This is a genomic window from Streptomyces sp. NPDC040410 (genome assembly GCF_055595715.1).
Map to the genome: position 1 here is coordinate 113427 of NZ_JBVIVK010000001.1, position 18650 is coordinate 132076.

Annotated in this window: 21 protein-coding genes; 7 read left to right on the plus strand and 14 right to left on the minus strand. The window is 71.4% G+C overall.

Annotation, left to right across the window (positions count from 1 at the left end; genetic code table 11):
• Positions 1–93 precede the first annotated feature (93 nt).
• Positions 94–309, plus strand: coding sequence for a dodecin (locus ACZ562_RS00480; protein WP_471172378.1), 216 nt, complete (start codon positions 94–96; stop codon positions 307–309).
• Positions 310–355: 46 nt separating this feature from the next.
• Here the strand turns inward: ACZ562_RS00480 and ACZ562_RS00485 are convergent, their stop codons facing one another.
• Positions 356–844, minus strand: coding sequence for a phosphatase domain-containing protein (locus ACZ562_RS00485; RefSeq protein WP_471172380.1), 489 nt, complete (start codon positions 842–844; stop codon positions 356–358).
• Positions 845–1120: 276 nt separating this feature from the next.
• Here ACZ562_RS00485 and ACZ562_RS00490 point away from each other — a divergent pair, with 276 nt between their 5' ends.
• Positions 1121–1519, plus strand: coding sequence for a (2Fe-2S) ferredoxin domain-containing protein (locus tag ACZ562_RS00490; protein ID WP_471172383.1), 399 nt, complete (start codon positions 1121–1123; stop codon positions 1517–1519).
• A 14-nt stretch (positions 1520–1533) separates the two neighbouring features.
• On the opposite strand, the gene ACZ562_RS00495 is transcribed toward ACZ562_RS00490, so the two are convergent.
• The 6 genes from ACZ562_RS00495 to ACZ562_RS00520 all read right to left on the minus strand — a co-directional run bounded on the left by ACZ562_RS00495 (position 1534) and on the right by ACZ562_RS00520 (position 8038).
• Positions 1534–2253 (minus strand): nucleotidyltransferase domain-containing protein, encoded by a 720-nt coding sequence (locus ACZ562_RS00495; RefSeq protein ID WP_471172386.1) that lies wholly within the window; start codon positions 2251–2253, stop codon positions 1534–1536.
• A 350-nt stretch (positions 2254–2603) separates the two neighbouring features.
• Positions 2604–3431 carry a lysophospholipid acyltransferase family protein gene (locus ACZ562_RS00500; RefSeq protein ID WP_471172389.1) on the minus strand — a complete coding sequence of 276 codons (828 nt, stop codon included), beginning with the start codon at positions 3429–3431 and terminating at the stop codon, positions 2604–2606.
• A complete protein-coding gene (locus ACZ562_RS00505) occupies positions 3431–4201 on the minus strand; it encodes a GNAT family N-acetyltransferase (protein WP_471172391.1) in 771 nt (256 codons plus the stop codon). Before ACZ562_RS00505 ends, ACZ562_RS00500 begins: the two co-directional genes overlap by 1 nt.
• 471 nt (positions 4202–4672) lie before the next feature.
• Positions 4673–5419: a succinate dehydrogenase/fumarate reductase iron-sulfur subunit gene (locus tag ACZ562_RS00510; protein ID WP_471172393.1), complete on the minus strand. Its 747-nt coding sequence runs from the start codon at positions 5417–5419 to the stop codon at positions 4673–4675.
• Positions 5416–7365: a fumarate reductase/succinate dehydrogenase flavoprotein subunit gene (locus tag ACZ562_RS00515; protein WP_471172398.1), complete on the minus strand. Its 1950-nt coding sequence runs from the start codon at positions 7363–7365 to the stop codon at positions 5416–5418. The genes ACZ562_RS00510 and ACZ562_RS00515 overlap by 4 nt, the downstream gene beginning before the upstream one ends.
• Position 7366: 1 nt before the next feature.
• Positions 7367–8038 (minus strand): succinate dehydrogenase, encoded by a 672-nt coding sequence (locus ACZ562_RS00520; RefSeq protein ID WP_471173916.1) that lies wholly within the window; start codon positions 8036–8038, stop codon positions 7367–7369.
• A gap of 120 nt (positions 8039–8158) precedes the next feature.
• On the opposite strand from ACZ562_RS00520, the gene ACZ562_RS00525 reads away from it, so the two are divergent.
• Entirely contained in the window at positions 8159–9043 is an 885-nt protein-coding gene (locus ACZ562_RS00525; RefSeq protein ID WP_471172401.1) for a LysR family transcriptional regulator, read from the plus strand.
• A gap of 113 nt (positions 9044–9156) precedes the next feature.
• Here ACZ562_RS00525 and ACZ562_RS00530 read toward each other — a convergent pair whose 3' ends face one another.
• The 5 genes from ACZ562_RS00530 to ACZ562_RS00550 all read right to left on the minus strand — a co-directional run bounded on the left by ACZ562_RS00530 (position 9157) and on the right by ACZ562_RS00550 (position 14443).
• Positions 9157–9534, minus strand: coding sequence for a nuclear transport factor 2 family protein (locus ACZ562_RS00530; protein ID WP_471172405.1), 378 nt, complete (start codon positions 9532–9534; stop codon positions 9157–9159).
• A 56-nt stretch (positions 9535–9590) separates the two neighbouring features.
• Positions 9591–11726: a putative bifunctional diguanylate cyclase/phosphodiesterase gene (locus tag ACZ562_RS00535; RefSeq protein ID WP_471172408.1), complete on the minus strand. Its 2136-nt coding sequence runs from the start codon at positions 11724–11726 to the stop codon at positions 9591–9593.
• The gene (locus tag ACZ562_RS00540) at positions 11723–12535 is read right to left on the minus strand and encodes an SAM-dependent methyltransferase (RefSeq protein ID WP_471172410.1); all 813 of its coding nucleotides are present in this window, start codon (positions 12533–12535) and stop codon (positions 11723–11725) included. The genes ACZ562_RS00535 and ACZ562_RS00540 overlap by 4 nt, the downstream gene beginning before the upstream one ends.
• A 246-nt stretch (positions 12536–12781) precedes the next feature.
• Positions 12782–13744: an SCO0930 family lipoprotein gene (locus tag ACZ562_RS00545; RefSeq protein WP_471172412.1), complete on the minus strand. Its 963-nt coding sequence runs from the start codon at positions 13742–13744 to the stop codon at positions 12782–12784.
• Between the two features lie 387 nt (positions 13745–14131).
• Positions 14132–14443 carry a hypothetical protein gene (locus ACZ562_RS00550; protein WP_471172415.1) on the minus strand — a complete coding sequence of 104 codons (312 nt, stop codon included), beginning with the start codon at positions 14441–14443 and terminating at the stop codon, positions 14132–14134.
• Between the two features lie 28 nt (positions 14444–14471).
• On the opposite strand from ACZ562_RS00550, the gene ACZ562_RS00555 reads away from it, so the two are divergent.
• From ACZ562_RS00555 to ACZ562_RS00565, 3 genes are all read left to right on the plus strand, one after another.
• Positions 14472–14600, plus strand: a complete 129-nt coding sequence (locus tag ACZ562_RS00555) for a hypothetical protein (protein WP_471172419.1) — start codon at positions 14472–14474, stop codon at positions 14598–14600.
• A gap of 24 nt (positions 14601–14624) precedes the next feature.
• Entirely contained in the window at positions 14625–15389 is a 765-nt protein-coding gene (locus ACZ562_RS00560; protein ID WP_471172422.1) for a bestrophin-like domain, read from the plus strand.
• Between the two features lie 171 nt (positions 15390–15560).
• Complete coding sequence (locus ACZ562_RS00565; protein WP_471172424.1) at positions 15561–16097, plus strand: hypothetical protein; 537 nt, start codon at positions 15561–15563, stop codon at positions 16095–16097.
• Between the two features lie 115 nt (positions 16098–16212).
• Here ACZ562_RS00565 and ACZ562_RS00570 read toward each other — a convergent pair whose 3' ends face one another.
• Positions 16213–16740 (minus strand): hypothetical protein, encoded by a 528-nt coding sequence (locus tag ACZ562_RS00570; RefSeq protein WP_471172427.1) that lies wholly within the window; start codon positions 16738–16740, stop codon positions 16213–16215.
• A 333-nt stretch (positions 16741–17073) separates the two neighbouring features.
• Here ACZ562_RS00570 and ACZ562_RS00575 point away from each other — a divergent pair, with 333 nt between their 5' ends.
• Positions 17074–17745: a class F sortase gene (locus ACZ562_RS00575; RefSeq protein ID WP_471172429.1), complete on the plus strand. Its 672-nt coding sequence runs from the start codon at positions 17074–17076 to the stop codon at positions 17743–17745.
• A gap of 30 nt (positions 17746–17775) precedes the next feature.
• Here ACZ562_RS00575 and ACZ562_RS00580 read toward each other — a convergent pair whose 3' ends face one another.
• Entirely contained in the window at positions 17776–18633 is an 858-nt protein-coding gene (locus ACZ562_RS00580; protein ID WP_471172432.1) for a polysaccharide deacetylase family protein, read from the minus strand.
• Positions 18634–18650: the final 17 nt, after the last annotated feature.

The window sequence follows — 18650 nt, forward strand, 5'->3', positions numbered from 1 at the left end:
CGGCGGCCGACGGGTCGTCTCGCGCTCCGCCGCGGCTTGGGGCACCGTGGAATGACGCGTGACGATCCTGTCACGGCGGAGAGGAGCACCCGCATGACGGACCACACCTACCGGGTCACGGAGATCGTCGGCAGCTCGCACGAGGGTGTCGACCAGGCCGTCCGCAACGCCATCGCCCGTGCCTCGCAGACCCTGCGCAACCTGGACTGGTTCGAGGTGACCCAGGTCAGGGGTCAGATCGAGAACGGGCAGATCGAGCACTTCCAGGTCGGCCTCAAAGTCGGTTTCCGCATCGAGGACGTCGACTGACGGCCTGGGGCCGGACCCGGCGCTCGCCGCCGCCGGGATCCGGTGCTCAGGTCCGCCCCTCCCTCTCCTGCGCCTCCTTGAGCGCGCCGGAGGGGGCGGTCCAGTCCGCCCGTACGACGGTGAACCCCGCTCGGCGGGCGTCCTCGCACACCAGCTCGTCGTCGTCCACCAGAACGCGGATCTCCCGGGTGCGGGCGAGCCGCCGGAGGATCTCCAGCTTGGTGCGCCGGGCGGGCCTGCGGTCGTCGTTGCGCCGCATGAAGACGCGTCCTTCGGGAAGCCCGTGCCCGGTGAGCCAGTCGAGCGTGTCGCGCCGGCAGCGCTCGGGCCGCCCGGTGAGGTAGACGATCTCGCACTCCTGCGCGCTCTCCAGCACCAGCTCGATGCCCTCCGCGATCGGGGGATCCTGTGGCGCGGCCGCGAAGAAGGCGTCCCAGTCGCGCGGCTTGCGCTCCAGGAACCTCTGGCGGTGTGCCGTGTCGGCGAGGGTGTTGTCGAGGTCGAACACGGCGAGCGGTGGTCTGCTGTCGGTCACACCGCTCACCCTAGACGGGGCCCGCACCAGGCTGGAACGGGACCGGCCCCCCGGCAGCGCAACAGCACCTGCGTGAACGGCGGTACGGGCTTCGACGCCGACGCCGACGCCTCGGCGAGGCGGGGCGTGGCGGAGCGGGGCGGGGCGTGGCGGGCCCCCGACCGGCACCCCTGTGGCACGTCCGGTGCCGCGGAGCGGGACGAACATCGGGGCGCTTCTGACCGGAAGGGCACCCCGCCCACACCCGGTGATCGTCGAAGGCCTCATGCTTCTCCCATGTCCTCGACGCCCCGTACACCCCTGACCGGCTCCTGCACCCTCGTCGTCTGCCGGGGCTGCTGCTGCGGCGACGCCCGCAAACACCCCGGCACCGACCACGCGTGGCAGCTCGATCTACTGCGGGCCGCCGCGTCCGAGCACGGCTTCCAGGTCCGTACGACCGACTGCCTGGGCCCCTGCGACCAGGCCAACGTCATCGTCGTCCGCCCCTCGGCCGCCGGGCGCCGTGCCGGAGGCCGGGCCGCCTGGATCGGGTTCGTCATGGACGACGAGAGCACCGAGGAGGTCGTGCAGTGGGCGGCGGCCGGCGGACCCGGGGTCGCCGAGCCGCCGCTCACCCTGGAGTTGCAGTTCATCCGGCCTCCACGGGACGCGCGCGTGCGGTCCCGCCGCTGACCACACCCCGAATGTCACGAGCTGCCGGACGGCAGAGGTTCATGAGCTGCGGGACGGTAGAAGTGATCCCGGACCCGGCGAAGCCACGCCTCCACGGCCGCCTCGTCGGGCCGGTCCGGCAGCGCGGTGCGGGTTTCGTCGAAGGCCGATTCGTAGTGGCCGAGGAGGGGCCGGGCGGCCGACGGGTCCGCGGCGACCCGTTCGCCGAAGTCGTGGTACTCCTCGGGGTTCTCCACGCGGATGGCCAGCTGCCCGGTGGTGTACAGCGCGAGGCCCTGGTGGCACAGCCGCTTCAGGTGCCGGGCGTGCTTGGCGGTGCGCTTACGGGTGTCCGCGGAGAGGGAGCCGTCGCCTCGCGCTTCGAGCCGGCGGAACTGCTGGGTGGCGTAGCCGAGATAGGCGTCCCGGACACGTTTGGCGCACAGGAACGAGGTCCGGATGCCGATCAGTTCGTCGCCGAGCGGTGTGCGGACCTCGTACAGTTCGGCCGGCAGCCAGACCAGCTCCATGGCGGTCGGGTTGCCGCCCAGCGCGAGGCGGCACCACTTCACGGCCTCGTGCAGAGTGCGGTCCGGCGCCGTGGTGACGTGGGACTCCTTCGGTGTGTGCAGGCCGAGCAGGGTCTCGGTGGGCGAGGCGAACACGCCGAGGCGGTCGATGTCGGAGCCCTCGCGGGCGAGCCCGTACGCGGTCGAACCGACGATGCCGGACAGCAGGACGTTGGGGACGGTCATGGTCGGCCGCCTTCCTTGGGCTGGGCGTGGTGGATGTGTGCGGCCGTCATGCGGGCTTGCTCCATTGTGGTGACCTGCGGGATCGCGGTCACCTGGTTTTCGGCTGGTTTCGGCGCGGAAGGCGCCGGGAATGCCCCGGCCCGTCACGCGTTGAACCCGGTGTGAGTTCCGTGATCGCCGCCGCCCGCTTCGGGCGACGCGGTAGCCCTACGGGATCAGGCCCACCCAGGCGCCCTCTTCCCGCTGCTGACGCTTCGTGCCCTTGACGGGCGGCGGGGACGCCGACGCAGGTCGCGGCGGCGGACGGGAGTGCGGCGGCGCCGTATCCGGCCCGTGCCCTGCGGTAGGCGTCAGACCCCTGCCCGGGACTGCCCGCCGCACCTCGTGGCCAGGCCCCCGCCGGTCCCGGGAGTGACCGGCTGGGCTGCCCGGGCCAGTGAACGGCGGTCGGGGTGCGTGCCCGGGGCGATCGCGGCCCGTACCTCGACCTCGGCCACCACCCCGCGCGCCGACGCCACCCGCCACAGCGAGGCGAGCAGGGTGTCCTCGCCGACGAAGGCGGGCGCCGTGGTGGCCGTTCCCCCGGCGGTCCGGTAGTGCAGCCGCACCGGCTGCACCGGGACACCGGCGTCGAGCGCGGCCTGGAAGACCGCCCCGCGGAAGGTGCCCTGGGCGCGCCCGCACCAGGTGCTGCCCTCGGGGAAGACCGCGACCGCCTGCCCGGCGCGCAGGACCTGCGCGATACGGGCGACCGTGTCGGGCAGCGCGCGCAGGCGGTCGCGGTCGATGAAAAGGACACCGCCGCGTGCGGCGAGGGCCCCCGCCACGGGCCAGTGCCGGATCTCGGTCTTGGCGAGCATCCGGGCCGGGCGCACGGCGGCCAGCAGGGGGATGTCCAGCCAGGAGATGTGGTTGGCGACCAGGAGCAGCCCGCCGGTGGGCGCGGCGCTGCCGGTGATACGGACCCGCACTCCCGCGGCCCGCACGACGGCCCGGCCCCACCGCCGGACCGGCCCGGCGGGGATCCGCCCGCCGAGCGGCGAGAGCAGGACCCCGGCGAGCACCAGCACCACGACCGCCGCCAGCCGCAGGACCGCACGCGGTACGGCGGTGGCGGACCCCGTCGGCTCCACGCACGCCCCCGGGGTGCAGGGCGCGGTGGGCAGCCAGCCGCTCATCAGGCCGGGACGAGGGAGAGGAAGCGCCGCAGATAGCGCGGGTCGACCCGGTGCATCGGCAGCAGCACGTACAGGTCCGCGACCCCGAAGTCCGGGTCGTGGGCGGGCTCCCCGCACACCCAGGCGCCCAGACGGAGGTAGCCGCGCAGCAGCGGGGGGAGCTCGGTGCGGGCGGGACGGGCCACGCCCTCGTCGTTCCAGGGCAGCAGCGGCCGTACGCGGTACTCGTCCGGGGCCAGGTGCCTGTCCCGCACCCGGTCCCAGGTGGCCGCCGCCACGGCGCCCCCGTCGGCCAGCGGGATGGAGCAGCAGCCGGCGAGCCACTCGTGGCCGCGGTCGACCATGTAGCGGGCTATGCCGGCCCAGATGAGTCCGATGACGGTGCCGTCGCGGTGGTCGGGGTGCACGCAGGAGCGGCCGGCCTCCACCAGACCGGGCCGGATCGCGTCGAGCGGGGCGAGGGCGAACTCGCCCTCGGAGTACAGACGTCCGGCGATCGCGGCACGCTCGGGCGGCAGCAGCCGGTACGTGCCGACCACCTGCCCGGTGACGGTGTCCCGGACAAGCAGGTGGTCGCAGTACGCGTCGAAGGCGTCGACGTCCAGCCCGGGCCGCGGGGTGGACAGCAGGGCGCCCATCTCGCCGGCGAACACCTCGTGGCGCAGCCGTTGCGCGGCACGCACGTCGGCCTCGTCGCGGGCGAGGGCGACGGTGTAGCGGGAGGGGACCGCGGACTGGGGCGGGGCGTCCAGAGCGGATACGGCGGTCATGGCTCTCTCCTGGTCACGGGCCGGTCAGGCCTGAGCGGGGAAGAACAGGCCGGTCACGTGCGGCCTGCGCGTACCTGTTCTTCCGATGCCGTCTGGCCGGGTCGTGACCTGTGGCCGGAGCCGGGATGTGGGGTTGCTGAACGGCACGGTCGGGGTGCCGGCGCCCGCCACGGCGTGCGCGAGTTCCGCGGTGACGGGCGGGTGACGGTCACTTGGCCGGGGCGCAGCCCTCCAGCCACTTCCGGGTCTCGTCGGCGCGGCGCCGAGAGCCTCGCACGGGCGCCGGACACCGCTCGTGCTCCCCGGAAGTCACGGATATTCGGCGGGGCCGGGGGTTGAGCACCACTCCCGGCCCCGTCCGTCCGCACCTTTCGGTGAACGTTCACAGCACCCCCCGGGGGTCGGGGGCCGCGTGGGCGCGGCCGGCCACAACGGACCCGCAGTTCCCGAAGACGGCCTCCCGCTACGGTGCTACCGCTTCACCTTCCGCGCAGCCCGCAGCCACTCCTTGTTCATGCCGGTGATGGACCCGAGCGGAATGCCCTTCGGGCAGGCGGTGGCGCACTCGCCGGCGAGCGTGCACCCTCCGAACCCCTCCTCGTCCATCTGCGCCACCATGTCGAGGACACGGGTCTCGCGCTCGGGCGCGCCTTGCGGCAGCACGTTCAGATGGTTGACCTTGGCTGAAGTGAACAGCATCGCCGCCCCGTTCGGGCAGGCCGCGACGCACGCCCCGCAGCCGATGCACTCCGCGTGCTCGAACGCGAAGTCGGCGTCCGGCTTCGGCACCGGCGTCGCATGCGCCTCCGGCGCGGCGCCGGTCGGAGCGGTGATGTATCCACCGGCCTGGATGATCCGGTCGAACGCCGACCGGTCCACCACCAGATCCTTGATCACCGGGAACGCCGACGCCCTCCACGGCTCGATGTCGATCGTGTCGCCGTCCGAGAAGGACCGCATGTGCAGCTGGCAGGTGGTGGTGCGCTCCGGCCCGTGCGCGTCGCCGTTGATGACGAGCGAGCAGGCACCGCAGATGCCCTCGCGGCAGTCGTGGTCGAAGGCGACCGGGTCCTCGCCCTTGAGGATGAGCTCCTCGTTGAGGGTGTCGAGCATCTCGAGGAAGGACATGTCGGAGGAGATCCCGTCCACCTCGTATGTGGACATGGCGCCTTCGGCGCCGGCGTTCTTCTGCCGCCAGACGCGCAGGGTGAGCTTCATGCGTAGCTCCGCTGAGTGGGGTGGACGTACTCGAAGACCAGGTCTTCCTTGTGCAGGACGGGCGCCTCACCGGTGCCGGTGAACTCCCATGCGGCCGCGTACGAGAACTCCTCGTCCCTGCGGGCGGCCTCACCGTCGGGCGTCTGCGACTCCTCGCGGAAGTGGCCGCCGCAGGACTCGGCGCGGTGCAGGGCGTCGAGGCACATGAGCTCGGCGAGCTCCAGGTAGTCGACGACGCGGTTGGCCTTCTCCAGTGACTGGTTGAGTTCCTCGCCGGTGCCGGGCACCTTGATGCGCCGCCAGAACTCCTCGCGGATCTGCGGGATGCGCTCCAGGGCCTTGCGCAGTCCGCCGTCGGTGCGGGCCATGCCGCAGAACTCCCACATGAGTTCCCCGACTTCGCGGTGGAAGGAGTCGGGGGTGCGGTCGCCGTCGACGGACAGGAGCAGGTTGAGCCGGTCCTCGGTCTCGGCCAGCACCTCCCGTACGACGGGGTGTCGGGCGGTGACCGCCTCGTGGCGCGGGTTGCGGGCGAGGTAGTCGTTGATGGTGGCCGGCAGCACGAAGTAGCCGTCGGCCAGGCCCTGCATCAGCGCGGAGGCGCCGAGCCGGTTCGCGCCGTGGTCGGAGAAGTTGGCCTCGCCGATCGCGAACAGGCCGGGGACGGTGGTCTGGAGGTCGTAGTCGACCCACAGGCCGCCCATCGTGTAGTGGACGGCGGGGTAGATCCGCATCGGCACCTCGTACGGATCCTCGTCGGTGATCCGCTGGTACATGTCGAAGAGGTTGCCGTACCTGGCCTCGACGGCCTTCCGTCCCATCCGCTCGATGGCGTCCGCGAAGTCCAGGTAGACGCCCTGGCCGCCGGGTCCGACGCCCCTGCCTTCGTCGCAGACGTTCTTCGCGGCGCGGGAGGCGATGTCACGCGGCACCAGGTTGCCGAAGGACGGGTAGATACGCTCCAGGTAGTAGTCGCGCTCGTCCTCGGGGATCTGGTTCGCGGGCCGCCGGTCGCCCTTCGCCTTCGGGACCCAGATCCGGCCGTCGTTGCGCAGCGACTCGCTCATCAGGGTGAGCTTGGACTGGTGGTCGCCGGTGCGCGGGATGCAGGTCGGATGGATCTGTGTGAAGCAGGGGTTGGCGAAGTGGGCGCCGCGCCGGTGCGCCCGCCAGATGGCGGTGGCGTTGGAGTTCATGGCGTTCGTCGACAGGTAGAAGACGTTTCCGTAGCCGCCGCTGGCGAGGACGACCGCGTCCGCGAAGTAGGCGTCGGTCTTGCCGGTGATCAGGTCCCGGGCCACGATCCCCCGCGCCCGCCCGTCGATGACGATGAGGTCGAGCATCTCGGTGCGGGGGTGCATCTCGACGTTGCCCGCGGCGATCTGGCGTGACAGCGCCTGGTACGCGCCGAGCAGCAGCTGCTGGCCCGTCTGGCCGCGGGCGTAGAAGGTGCGGGAGACCTGGACGCCGCCGAAGGAGCGGGTGTCGAGGAGGCCGCCGTACTCGCGGGCGAAGGGCACGCCCTGCGCCACGCACTGGTCGATGATCTCCACCGAGATCTGCGCGAGCCGGTGCACGTTCGACTCGCGCGCCCGGAAGTCGCCGCCCTTTACCGTGTCGTAGAACAGCCGGTGCACCGAGTCGCCGTCGTTGCGGTAGTTCTTCGCCGCGTTGATGCCGCCCTGGGCGGCGATCGAGTGGGCGCGGCGCGGGGAGTCCTGGTAGCAGAACTGGACGACGTGGTAACCCTGTTCGGCGAGTGTGGCGCCCGCGGAGCCGCCCGCGAGGCCGGTCCCGACGACGATCACCGTGTGCTTGCGCCGGTTGGCCGGGTTGACCAGCCTGGCCTCGAAACGGCGCTTGTCCCAGCGCTCGCCGACCGGGCCGGACGGCGCCTTGGTGTCGAGGGCCGGCTCGCCGGTCTTGTAGTCCGCATAGGTGGTCATGTCAGTTCACCACTCCGGTCATGACGCCCACGGGTACGGCGATGAAACCGGCCGTGAGCAGCAGCGCGAGGACGACTGCGACGGTCTTCAGGGCGCGGTCGCGGGTGCGGCTGCCGACGCCGAGGGTCTGGGCGGCACTCCAGAAGCCGTGCCGGATGTGCAGGCCGAGAGCGAGCATCGCGACGATGTAGATCACGTTGCCGTACCAGGTGGAGAAGGTGTCCACGACGTTCTGGTACGGGTGGCCCTCCTGGAAGCCGCCGGAGTGCACGGTGCCGGTGGTCAGGTCGAGGATGTGCCACACGATGAACAGGCCGAGGATGATCCCGCCCCAGCGCATGGTGCGCGTCGCGTAACTGGACCGCGGCTTCCTGTGGACGTACTTGCGGGGGCGCGCCTTGATGTCACGCCGGCTGAGCTGGTACGCGGAGACGGCGTGCGCCACGACCGCGACGACCAGCACGACCCGGATCAGCCACAGCGTCCACTCGTAGTGCATGAACGGTTCGCCGACGGTGCGCAGCCAGTGCCCGTAGTGGTTGAACTCGTCCGGACCGAAGAAGATCTTCAGATTGCCGATCACATGGGCGACCAGATACAGCAGCATGACGATGCCGCTGACCGCCATCACCGTCTTCTTGCCGACGGAGCTGTCCCACATGGTGCGTGCCATGGACGGCCGTCGGTCCGTCCGCGTTGCCAGAGCCATGGCATATGACGCTAGGGCCGGATGGCCCCATCGGTCCAAGACATGGTCCGGCTGGTTTCCATAGGGGGCGCCTATGATGGGTCGGTGCAGTTCCAGCAGCTCCAGTACTTTGTGGCGGTCGCCGAGACCCGGCACTTCACCCGGGCCGCCGACCTGGTCCATGTCGCCCAGCCGTCGCTTTCGCAACAGATCAAGGCCCTGGAGCGGGAGCTCGGCGCGGACCTGTTCCAGCGTGCCCGCGGCAACATCACGCTCACCGACGCGGGCGAAGCGCTGCTTCCGCTGGCCCGGCGGATCCTCGCCGACGCGGACACGGCTCGCCACGAGGTTCAGGAATTGGTGCAGTTGCGCGGCGGCCGGGTGCGGCTCGGCGCGACCCCGAGCCTGTGCACCGGGCTGCTGCCGGACGTGCTGCGCGCCTTCCACGACCGCTACCCCGGTATCCAGTTGCTGATCGAGGAAGGGGGTTCGCACGATCTCGTTCGGGAACTCGCGCGCGGTGCCCTCGACCTCGCGCTGGTCGTCCTGCCGCTGCCGACCCCGTCCCCCGCGCTCACCACGGTGGAGCTGCTGCGCGAGGACCTGGTCGTGGTGTCGTCACCGGAGGCGCCCGCACCCGGCCGGGGCCGGCGGACCGTCCGCGTCCCGGACCTGGAAGGCGAACGCCTGGTGATGTTCCGGCACGGCTACGACCTGCGGGAACTGACCGTGGCCGCCTGCCGCGCCGAGGGCTTCGAGCCGGACTTCGCGGTGGAGGGCGGAGAGATGGACGCGGTCCTGGGGTTCGTGCGGGCGGGGTTGGGCGTGGCCGTCGTACCCCGCATGGTGGCCGCGCGGTCCGGGCGCGGGCTGCGGGTGACCCCGTTGGCCCGGCCCGGCCTGCACCGCACGATCGCGCTCGCCCACCGCAGCGATGTGGCTCCGCCGCGGGCCGCGAGGGAGCTTCAGCGGATGCTTCTGGAGAGGTGAGGCGTGCTTCTCCGGGGGGGCGGACACCGTGCGAACAGGCCGGGTCGTCTGTGCCTGTCGCACCCACCCGGCGGAGCCGCACGCTGTTTCAGCCTCACGCCCCTATGAGGCCCTCAGGTCGGCGGTACCGGTGTGCCCTGGTGGTAGTACATGCGCCAGCCCGTCTCCTCGCTCTGCTTGCGCCAGAGCGAACTGCGGCGGGCCCGGTGGCCGTCGAAGACGGTCTCGTACGTGAGGTGCACCAGACCGGGGGCCAGCAGGACGCCCGTGATCGCCGACGGCTCGTAGCGGGGGCCCTCCGCCGAACTGCCCGGTTTCCCGGGCAGCCCGGCGACCGTCTCCTCGTACGTGTAGCGCCGGCCCGAGGCGCCGACCTCCACGAACTCGGGGTCGATCAGGCGGACAGCCTCGGCGGTGGATCGGACCGCGGGGTCCATGAGGCTCAGTTCGCCCGCGATCGCCTCGTTCACATCGTCGGATTCATGGGTCACCCGCACATGATCGCGGGCGACCCCGGCACGCCCGCTACCGTTCCCTGGAGCCCGTGTCACACCGTCGCGTCCACCAGTGCCAGCTCGTGCAGCCGGTCCGGCGGGCCCGGGCGGGCGTAGTACCAGCCCTGGGCCGTGTCGCAGCCCAGTATCCGCAGCTGCTCGGCCTGTGCCCCGGTTTCCACGCCCTCCACGGTCACCGCGAGATCCAGACTGTGGGCGAGCGAAACGATCCCTTCGACGATCTTGAGGTCGACGGGATCGGCCGGGAACTGCTGCATGCTCCGGGTGAACGAGCGGTCCAGCTTGAGGATGCTCACCGGCAGCCGGCGCAGGTTGGCGAGGTTGGAGTAGCCGGTGCCGAAGTCGTCCAGGGCGATGTCGACGCCCATCTCGGCCAGCCGGCGCAGCGGTTTGAGCAGATCGTCGTCCGCGCCGATCAGCGCCGACTCGGTGACCTCCAGGCAGAGCGCGTCGGGTGCGACGCCCGTGCGCTCCAGGATGTCGACGGTGTCCTGGACCAGGCCGGGGTGGGTGAGCTGGCAGGGCGAGAGGTTGACGTTGATCCGGAGCGGGCCGGCGTCGTCGTTGCGTTCTCGCCAGTCGCGCGCCTGGCGGACCGACTGTTCAAGGACCCAGCGGCCCAGCGGCACGATCAGTCCGGTGTGTTCGGCGAGCGGGATGAACCGGTCGGGTCCGAGGACTCCGTGCTGCGGGTGCAGCCAGCGCACCAGGGCCTCCGCGCCGCGGACACTGCCGTCGCCGAGGTGGACCAGCGGCTGGTACTCGATGAAGAACTCGCCCCGGTCCAGGGCCGTCGGCAGGGCCGTGGTCAGCCCGTGCCGGGTGATCATGCGGGCGTCGGCCTCCGGATCGGCGAGCTCGAACCGGTTGCCGCCCGCCGACTTGGCCCGGTACATGGTGATGTCGGCGCTGCGCAGCACCTCGGCCGGGCTGCGCTCGCCCGCCGCACCCTCGACGATGCCGATGCTGCCGCGCACGGTCAGCTCCCGGCCGTCGACGCTGACCGGGGCGACCAGGGCGTTCATGATGCGGGTGGCCAGCTCGTCCACCTCGCGCTCGGTGTCGGGGCCCGTGGTCAGCGCCACGAACTCGTCGCCGCCGAGGCGGGCGACCATCTCGCCGGGCGCGGTCGCGCAGGACTGCAGCCGGTCGGCGACCTCGACGAGGAGCCGGTCCCCGGCCGCGTGCCCGAGGCTGTCGTTGACGGTCTTGAAGCCGTCGAGGTCGAGGTAGCACAGGCCGAACCGCTGGCCCTCGCCGGCGGCCAGCGCCTTCTCCAGACGTTCGAAGAAGAACGTGCGGTTGGGCAGGCCGGTGAGCGCGTCGTGCGTGGCCTCGTAGCGCAGCCGGAGGTTGAGCAGCCGCCGCTCGGTGGTGTCCTCCATGAGGGCGAGCTGATACTGCGGATCACCGTCCGCGTCGCGCAGCAGGGAGACCGTCAGATTGGTCCAGAGAACCGTTCCGTCGGGGCGGGAGAAGGCCTTCTCGACGTGGTAGTGCTCGCGGTCGCCGCGGACGAGTTCGTCGTAGAGCTTCCAGGTGTGGGGCGCGTCGTCGGGGTGGGTCCACTCCGTGACGTTGCGGCCGCGCATGTTCTGCTCGGAGATGCCGAACATGCGCAGCAGAGCGCCGTTGACCTGGAGGATGTTGCCCTCGAGGTCCGCGATCCCGATGCCTATGGCCGCGCCCTCGAACACGGCGCGGAAGCGGGCCTCGGTCGCGTGCAGCGCCTGCGCCACCACGCCCTGGGCCCGCAGGGCCGCCTGCGCGATGGCCTCCTGCTCGGCCAGCGTCCGGCGCCGCAGCGCTCCGGCGAACCCGGCGGCCATGGCGTGCTGCAGCCGCGACGCGCGTACCCGCAGGTCCTCCTGGGAGCCGTCCTCGCCGCAGTAGAGCACGAGGTAGGCGTCGACGCAGTCCAGTGTGCGGCTGAGCGCCTCCGGGTCGGTGCAGTGCGCCGCGACCAGCGCGGCGCCCACGGCCCTGCCCTCGTCCGCGTAGAAGGTCCTGGCCCGCAGCGCCTGGCTCAACCGCCGGGCCAGCGGGAGCAGTTGCTCCTCGAACTCCGGCCGGGTCGAGGACGTCGAGGTGACCGGGAACACCGCCCGGCTCCAGATCGTCGCGAACCGGCGCAGTCTGTCCTCCGGGCCGTCCGGTTCGGCGCTCACGCGGTACGCCCCACGCCGGCGAAACCGGAGAAGGCCCAGGGGTCCTCGTCGTCGGGCGGCGTCTCCGGCCGCCAGTGCGGCATCGGCACCAGTCCCGGTTGCACCATGTCGTACCCCTCGAAGAACCGCGCGATCTCCTCGCGCGAGCGCATGATCAGCGGGTTTCGAATGTCCTTGTACACGTCGACCGCGCCTCCGGCCCGCTCCGGAGGCAGCGGGACTCCCTCGTAGGAGGCATGCGTGAGAACGAGCAGGCTGCCGGGCGCGAGCGCCTCGCGCAGTTCGGCCACCGCTCCGTAGGGGTCGTCCGCGTCTTCCACGAAGTGCAGTATGGCAACGAGAAGCAGCGCCACCGGCCGGTTCGGGTCGATCAGTCGCCGCACTTCGGGGTTGGCGAGTATCTCCCGGGGCTTGCGGAGGTCCGCCGCGACGACGCCCGCGTCCTCATTGCCCGCCAGGACCGCCTGGCTGTGCGCGACGGCCACCGGGTCGTGGTCGACGTACACGACGCGCGCGACGGGGCTGGCCGCCTGGGCGACCTCGTGGACGTTGCCGAAGGTGGGAATGCCGGAGCCGATGTCCAGGAACTGAGTGATGCCCTCGTCGACGGCGTAACGCACCGCGCGGCGCATGAACGCCCGGTTCGCCTGCATGATCTTGGGAAGCCCCGGCATGAACTCCATGGCCCTGCGGGCCGCTTCCCGGTCGACCTCGAAGTTGTGCGAACCGCCCAGGTAGTAGTCGTAGATACGCGACACGCTCGGCACCGAGATGTCGATGCTCCGTGGGGCCCAGGCGGGACGCTCCATGTATCTCTCCAAGCCGTAGGCGATCCGGTGTTCGAGCAGAGGCTACTGATCGCCCGCCAAACGAGCGAGCGGAAACGGAAATTGACCGTCCGTTCCCGGTCACTGCCTGCGGCACGTGCCAGCGTCGAGAGGGCACGGACCTGGTGAGACACGCAAAGCGGTCCGCCCCCTCCGTGCGGCGCGGAGGGGGCGGACCTGCAGGTCGGGCAACCCGGGGCGGGGTGATCAGCCCTGGGGAGGTGATCTCTACTCTTCGGGTGCTCCGACCGGCTTTCCGTCGGGGGCGACCGCGTACCAAGTGCCGCCGACGCCCTGACCGTTGGTGTCACCGGGCTCCTTGTCGCCGGCGAAGGTGTAGATCGGCCAGCAGTTGATGGTCTGCTGCTTGACGCCGTCGGGCCGGGTGAAGCTCATCAGGCCCTTCTTCTGCACGCCCTTGGTGTCGTCGTTCGCCACGGGGGCCACGGCCGGCCACTTCTCCAGGCAGGCGCCGGTGCAGTTGGAGACCGGGTCGGGCCAGGCCTCGTCCTTCAGGAAGCGGTAGACCGTCATACCGTTCTTGTCGACGACGACCTCGCCGAGGTCGGGGTCCTTGCGGGTGGACAGGCCGGGCAGGTCGCTCAGCTTCGCCTTCTTGCCGTCGGGGGCCAGCGCGAACCACTTGCCGCCCACGTTCTGGCCGTTGATGTCCCCCGCGTTGACGTCTTTCGCATAGCGGTACGCCGGCCAGCCGCCGACGGTCAGCTGCTTGCTGCCGTCGGTCCGGGTGACCTCGCCGAGCAGCGCCTTGTCGATGCCCTTGCCGGCCGAGGCGTCGTCCGCGGGCACCGGCGGCCAGGCGGTGGCGCAGTCGCCGTCGCAGTTCGACTTCGGCGGTTCGGCGGTGTCCTCGTCGAAGCGGTACAGCGTCATCCCGGCGCTGTCCGTGACCAGGTCGCCCAGTTCCGCGTTGGCGGACACGGCCAGCTTGCCCGCGGAGGCGGACTCACCGGCCTCCGCCTGCTCGCCGTTCGAGTCGGACCCGTATCCGTTGCCGGAACCGGCGCCGATGCCCGTACCGGCCGTGCTGTAGCCACCGGCCGGAGCCGTGGCGCCAACGTTCTGGCTGCCCGCCGACTGGGTGCCGCTTTCCTGGCCGCACGCCGTCGTGAGCGCCAGCACTGCCGCAGCACTCGCCATGAGCGAGGCGCTCCGCCAGGAGGTCTTCATCTTCAACTCCCCATAATCGCAACGGTGTTGCAGCGCCCTGCTGCGCCGCCGCACGACCATGGGTACGCACGGGAGCACCGGTTGTGTTCAACCGGGACACAGATTTCTTTCGGGAACCTGTGACACCGTGCGCATCGGGCCGCACACCCGTACGTCCCGTCGGACACACGCCCGCCCACGGATCCGGCCTGCGGTCCCGGTCATCCCCCGTTCGGGGCAATCCGGGGGACAGCCGGGCGTGCCCGCGCACCCAGGGCTCATGATCTTCGTCGTGCATCGACGTGAACCGACGCAATCCGCCTCCGCCGTCAGGGCGTTGGCCCTGGTGACGCTCATCTGGCTCCTCGTCGGCGCACCGGCCGGGGTGGCGGCGGCGGACGCCTGCGCCTACGCCTCGACCGGTCCGGGCGGCACCGAGGCGGTGGCGGTCGCCGGGAGCCTCACCTGGCCCACTCCCCCGCCCTGCCAGAAGCCCACACCGACCCCGACCCCGGCGCCCCCACCCCCCGAACCCACGCCCACGCCCACCCCTACCCCCACACCCACACCGACGCCGACGCCGACGCCGACAGCGGCACCGGCGCCCAGGCCCACGCCGAAGCCCGAGCCGCCTCCCCCGCCGGCCCCCCGGCCGGCGGCACCCCTCCCGAAGCCCGCTCCGCCACCGCCGCCCGCACCGGCACCGAAGCCGTCGGCCAAGCCCGTTCCGAGTCCTTCCGCGACTCCGGTGAACTACCCGCGCCACCGCACGCAGCCGCGCAGGCGGCCCACCCACGGCGCCACGTCACCGGTCACCTTCGTCCTGCTCATCACCGCACCCGCGGTGGTCGCCGTAGCCGCACTGCGCCCGCGCTGATCAGCTGATTACTGGAGGCACCCCTTGCCGGAATGGCTTGTTCTCACCGTCGCGATGCTGGCCGCCTGCGTCGTCGTGGTCATCGTCACCCTCGTACGGCACCGCACGGCGGCCGAGGACGAGGATCCCAGCGAGACCCCGGACGTCATCGAGTACATGACGATGTGGATCGGCGTGGTGTACGCCATCGTCCTGGGCCTGGCCATCGCCGGTGTGTGGGAGGCCCGCAGCGCCGCCCAGGACCACGTCCGGGCGGAGGCCGCCGCGCTGCACGAGATCTCGGAACGGGTACGGGTCTACCCGGCCGACGCCCGCGACCGCATTCGTGCGGATGTCAACGCCTATGTCGGACACGTCGTCACCACCGAGTGGAAGACGATGGCCGACGACGGCCGGGTCACGGTGCGCGGCACCGAGCTCCTCGACCGCGTCCGCGCGGACGTCACCGACTACGAACCGAAGAGCGACTTCGAGGCCCAGGCCTATCAGCCGCTCATCGACCAGGTGACCGCGGCGGACCAGGCGCGCGCCGCCCGGGCGGGCGCGACAGGGGCGACCATGCCGGGCGTGGTGTGGTTCGGACTGATCGGCGGGGCCGTGGTCACCATCGGAATGGTCTTCGCGCTGCAGATCCGGCGAACCCTGCGCGAGCTGGTCCTCGCCGGACTGTTCTCCGCGCTGATCGCCTTCCTGCTCTTCCTCATCTGGGACTTCGACGCGCCCTACAGCCGAGGCATCGCGGCGTCGGCGGAGCCGTACCTGTCCCTGTTTCCGCACATCAAGGGCTGACTGCTCCTTCACGGGGACAGCCGTCCCCTGAGCGGCCCACACGCTTGCCCCATTCGCGCGACTGCGATCGCGCGGACGCACACGTGTTCCTAGCGTTTCGGTCATCGAGGTGCATTTCCGGCGCCGGCGGAAAAGATCCGCGGCTGCTCCTCGGGGACCCGGAGGAACCACATGCGCGCGATACGCGTTGCTTCGGCCGTACTGCTGGGCGTCGGCGCCCTGACCTCCTGCGCGGCCGCCGTCGCGGACGACGACCACTACGTCATGTCCACCGGCTACAGCGTCCTGCCCTCCACCGTGGCCGCCGGCGGGCAGGTCACCCTCCAGGTGGACCGCAACGCCAGTGGCTGCCGAAGTTCCGTGACCGTCTCGTCGGCGGTCTTCGGCACGGTCGTCATCCCGCAGGGATCGTCCGCGACGACGGCCGTGGCCGACTGGAACGCCGTGCCGGGCATGTCCTACCGGGTGACGTTCAACTGCGCCGGTCTGAGCGCGGTCAAGAACCTCACCATCGCCGGGGGCCGCCCGGCCGACGTCAACCCCGTACGGGTGCCCCTGTACCCCAACCGGGGCGTCCACGCCGGTGAAGGCGGCAGCGTCGCCGGTCTCGACCTCAAGGAGATCGGCCTGGGCGCGGCACTCATAGCCGCCTCGGTCGGGGCGGCGTACCGCCTCTCGCGCCGCCGCTCCGGCGAGGACGGTGCCTGACCGCGTCTCCCGTCCGCGCAGGCCTTCGCCCCGGAACCACCAAGGGTCCGGGGCGAAGCCTGTGCGCGTGCGACCCGTTCTCCGAAGGGGGATGGAAGACCGGGGGAAGAAGAGGTCAGATCCGCTTCTCGTTGCGGCGGCGCATCCAGAACAGCCCGCCGCCTACGGCGGCCGCGGCCACGAGCCCGCCGCCGATGGCCATGTCGGTCGGGGTCGCACCGGTGGAACTGCTGCCGCCGAGACCGCCGCGCACACCGCCGATGACGGTGAAGGCCGCGTCACGGGTCAGCGGGGAGCGGCCGTTGCAGTTGACCGTGATGCTGTACGACCCCGGGGTGGCCGAATCGCTGATGGTCGCCGTTCCGCTCGCCGTCCCGTTGGTGCCGCGGACCGGGGACAGACTGACCGGCGAGGTGAACGCCGAGGAGGTGGCGGTGCCTCCGCGCGGGCATCCGTCGACCGTGACCGTCAGCTGGCCGCCCCGCGCGATCACGCTGGGGAGGGCGACGATGTTGCTCACGCTGTTCGTGAAGCCGTTGCCGCCGCTGCTGCCCATGCCGTCCCGCGAGACGGCCGCCGGGGCGGCGAGACCGAGGGCGGCGACCGCGGCGACCGAAACCACCAGGGCACGTGTAGTACGCATGTGATCCTCCGCGGGAGGCGCCCCGGGACCCGTCCCCGGTCGATCGGCGAGAAAACGCCTCCCAGAAAGACCCTCAGACGCTGTGCGCGTGACCGCATTTCGGCGATGGTCCGTCCTGGTGAGAGGACACGCCGAGAGAAAACCCGACAATCGGATATCACCGCAGGTCACGGACCGTCAGAAAATTCCTGTTCAGGGCGACTCGGATGGCGCACCAAAAGGGGGCACGGGCCACCCGTTCGCGTCTGAGGCGTCGCCGGTTTCGCGCGCGGGACTTAGCGTTCTCGTATGCGCGAATGACGTGGCGACGGCCGCGTCGAGAGGGGAAGTCGAATGTCTGCGTCCGAACTGGCCGGCCTGGCCGAAGAGGAGGAGCGGCCGAAGAAGCGGGCTCCTTGGGGCGTGATAGCGCTTGTTCTGCTGACCGGTCTCGCGCTCATTCGGAACGGTTCGGGAGAGTTCGACGTGGGACCGCCGCAGCCCGCGTCGGCCGCGGCGGCGGACAGCCGCACCGCGCAGGGCGCCTTCCTGAAGAACCCGGCCCCGCTGCCGTACGCCGTGCCCGACCGGGTACGGATCCCGTCGATCCGGGTCGACGCGCCGTTGCTGTCCGTCGGCCTGGACGCGGACGGCTGGGTGGCCGCGCCGCCGCCGGAGGACCCGAACCTGGCGGGCTGGTTCACCGGCGCCGTCTCCCCCGGCGAGAAGGGCACCGCGGTCGTCGTCGGCCATGTCGACAACACACAGGGCCCCGCCGTTTTCTACGGACTCGGGGCCCTCAAGAAGGGAAATCGCGTCGAGGTCGTGCGCAAGGACGGGAAGACGGCCGTATTCGAGGTCTACGGCATCGAGGTGTTCGCGAAGAACAACTTCCCCGGCGACCGGGTCTACGGCTCCAAGGGCGCGGCCGAATTGCGGGTCATCACCTGCGGCGGGGGTTTCTCCAAGCAGAACGGCTACGACGGGAACGTCGTCGCCTTCGCCCGCCTGGCCGAGGTCCGCTGAGCGTTCCCCGGCCGGGCGGGCGAAAGCCCGTCAGGTGTGGTGCCGTCGGGGAACGGAGACGTGGTAGCCGGAATCAAGCAGCTGCGGCAGATAGCGGCGCAGGGCCTGGACGCTCTGGGAGCGGTCGCCCCCGGCGTCGTGCGAGAGCACGACGACGCCGGGGGCGGCCCCCTTCTCGATCCGTCCCACGATGGAGCGGGTGCCGGGCGTGGTCCAGTCCCGGGAGTCGACCGTCCAGGCCAGCGGTTCCATCCCGAGGTCCGCGCCGATCTGGAAGGCCGCGCGGTTCCAGGCCCCGTAGGGTGCGCGGAACCACTGGGGCCGCTCGCCGTACGCGTCCTCGATGACGTCGCTCGTCCGTACCATCTCCGAGCGGATCTGGGCGCGGCTGAGCCGGGTCAGCAGGGGGTGGGACCAGGTGTGGTTGCCCACGACGTGACCCTCGTCGGCCATCCGGGCCAGCAGGTCCTTGTTGCGCACGGCCGTCTCCCCGCACACGAAGAACATCGCGTGGACGTCGTACTGCGCGAGGGTGTCCAGGATGTGCGGGGTGTAGCGGGGGTCGGGCCCGTCGTCGAAGGTCAGCACCATGCTGCGGCCGCGCCCGGACATCCGCAGGAACGGCTTGTGCCGTACCAGGGTCCGGGTGGGCGCGGACCTCGGGGGGCCGTACCCGGTCAGGGGCTGGAGGCGGTACGCGGAGGGCCTGAGCGCACCACGCGCCTGGGCGCCGGCTGCGGGGACGGGAGGGGGGGCGGCGGGCCGGGCCGGGGTCCCGCCCCCGCTCACCGCCAGTACACCGGCCGTACCGGCCACGCCGGCGGCGCCCAGAACAGCGGCACCGGCGATCAACGCCCGGCGCCGGTTGAGCAACTGATCCTTCTGCATGACTCATCAGTCGCCCG

What these genes read in the sequence shown, in the direction of transcription:
- ACZ562_RS00580 (WP_471172432.1), bottom strand. Translation starts at nt 18,633, where the DNA reads ATGCAGAAGGATCAGTTGCTCAACCGGCGCCGGGCGTTGATCGCCGGT.
- ACZ562_RS00490 (WP_471172383.1), top strand. Translation starts at nt 1,121, where the DNA reads ATGTCCTCGACGCCCCGTACACCCCTGACCGGCTCCTGCACCCTCGTC.
- ACZ562_RS00575 (WP_471172429.1), top strand. Translation starts at nt 17,074, where the DNA reads ATGTCTGCGTCCGAACTGGCCGGCCTGGCCGAAGAGGAGGAGCGGCCG.
- ACZ562_RS00565 (WP_471172424.1), top strand. Translation starts at nt 15,561, where the DNA reads ATGCGCGCGATACGCGTTGCTTCGGCCGTACTGCTGGGCGTCGGCGCC.
- ACZ562_RS00480 (WP_471172378.1), top strand. Translation starts at nt 94, where the DNA reads ATGACGGACCACACCTACCGGGTCACGGAGATCGTCGGCAGCTCGCAC.
- ACZ562_RS00510 (WP_471172393.1), bottom strand. Translation starts at nt 5,419, where the DNA reads ATGAAGCTCACCCTGCGCGTCTGGCGGCAGAAGAACGCCGGCGCCGAA.
- ACZ562_RS00520 (WP_471173916.1), bottom strand. Translation starts at nt 8,038, where the DNA reads ATGGCACGCACCATGTGGGACAGCTCCGTCGGCAAGAAGACGGTGATG.
- ACZ562_RS00500 (WP_471172389.1), bottom strand. Translation starts at nt 3,431, where the DNA reads ATGAGCGGCTGGCTGCCCACCGCGCCCTGCACCCCGGGGGCGTGCGTG.
- ACZ562_RS00545 (WP_471172412.1), bottom strand. Translation starts at nt 13,744, where the DNA reads ATGAAGACCTCCTGGCGGAGCGCCTCGCTCATGGCGAGTGCTGCGGCA.
- ACZ562_RS00495 (WP_471172386.1), bottom strand. Translation starts at nt 2,253, where the DNA reads ATGACCGTCCCCAACGTCCTGCTGTCCGGCATCGTCGGTTCGACCGCG.
- ACZ562_RS00515 (WP_471172398.1), bottom strand. Translation starts at nt 7,365, where the DNA reads ATGACCACCTATGCGGACTACAAGACCGGCGAGCCGGCCCTCGACACC.
- ACZ562_RS00505 (WP_471172391.1), bottom strand. Translation starts at nt 4,201, where the DNA reads ATGACCGCCGTATCCGCTCTGGACGCCCCGCCCCAGTCCGCGGTCCCC.
- ACZ562_RS00540 (WP_471172410.1), bottom strand. Translation starts at nt 12,535, where the DNA reads ATGGAGCGTCCCGCCTGGGCCCCACGGAGCATCGACATCTCGGTGCCG.
- ACZ562_RS00570 (WP_471172427.1), bottom strand. Translation starts at nt 16,740, where the DNA reads ATGCGTACTACACGTGCCCTGGTGGTTTCGGTCGCCGCGGTCGCCGCC.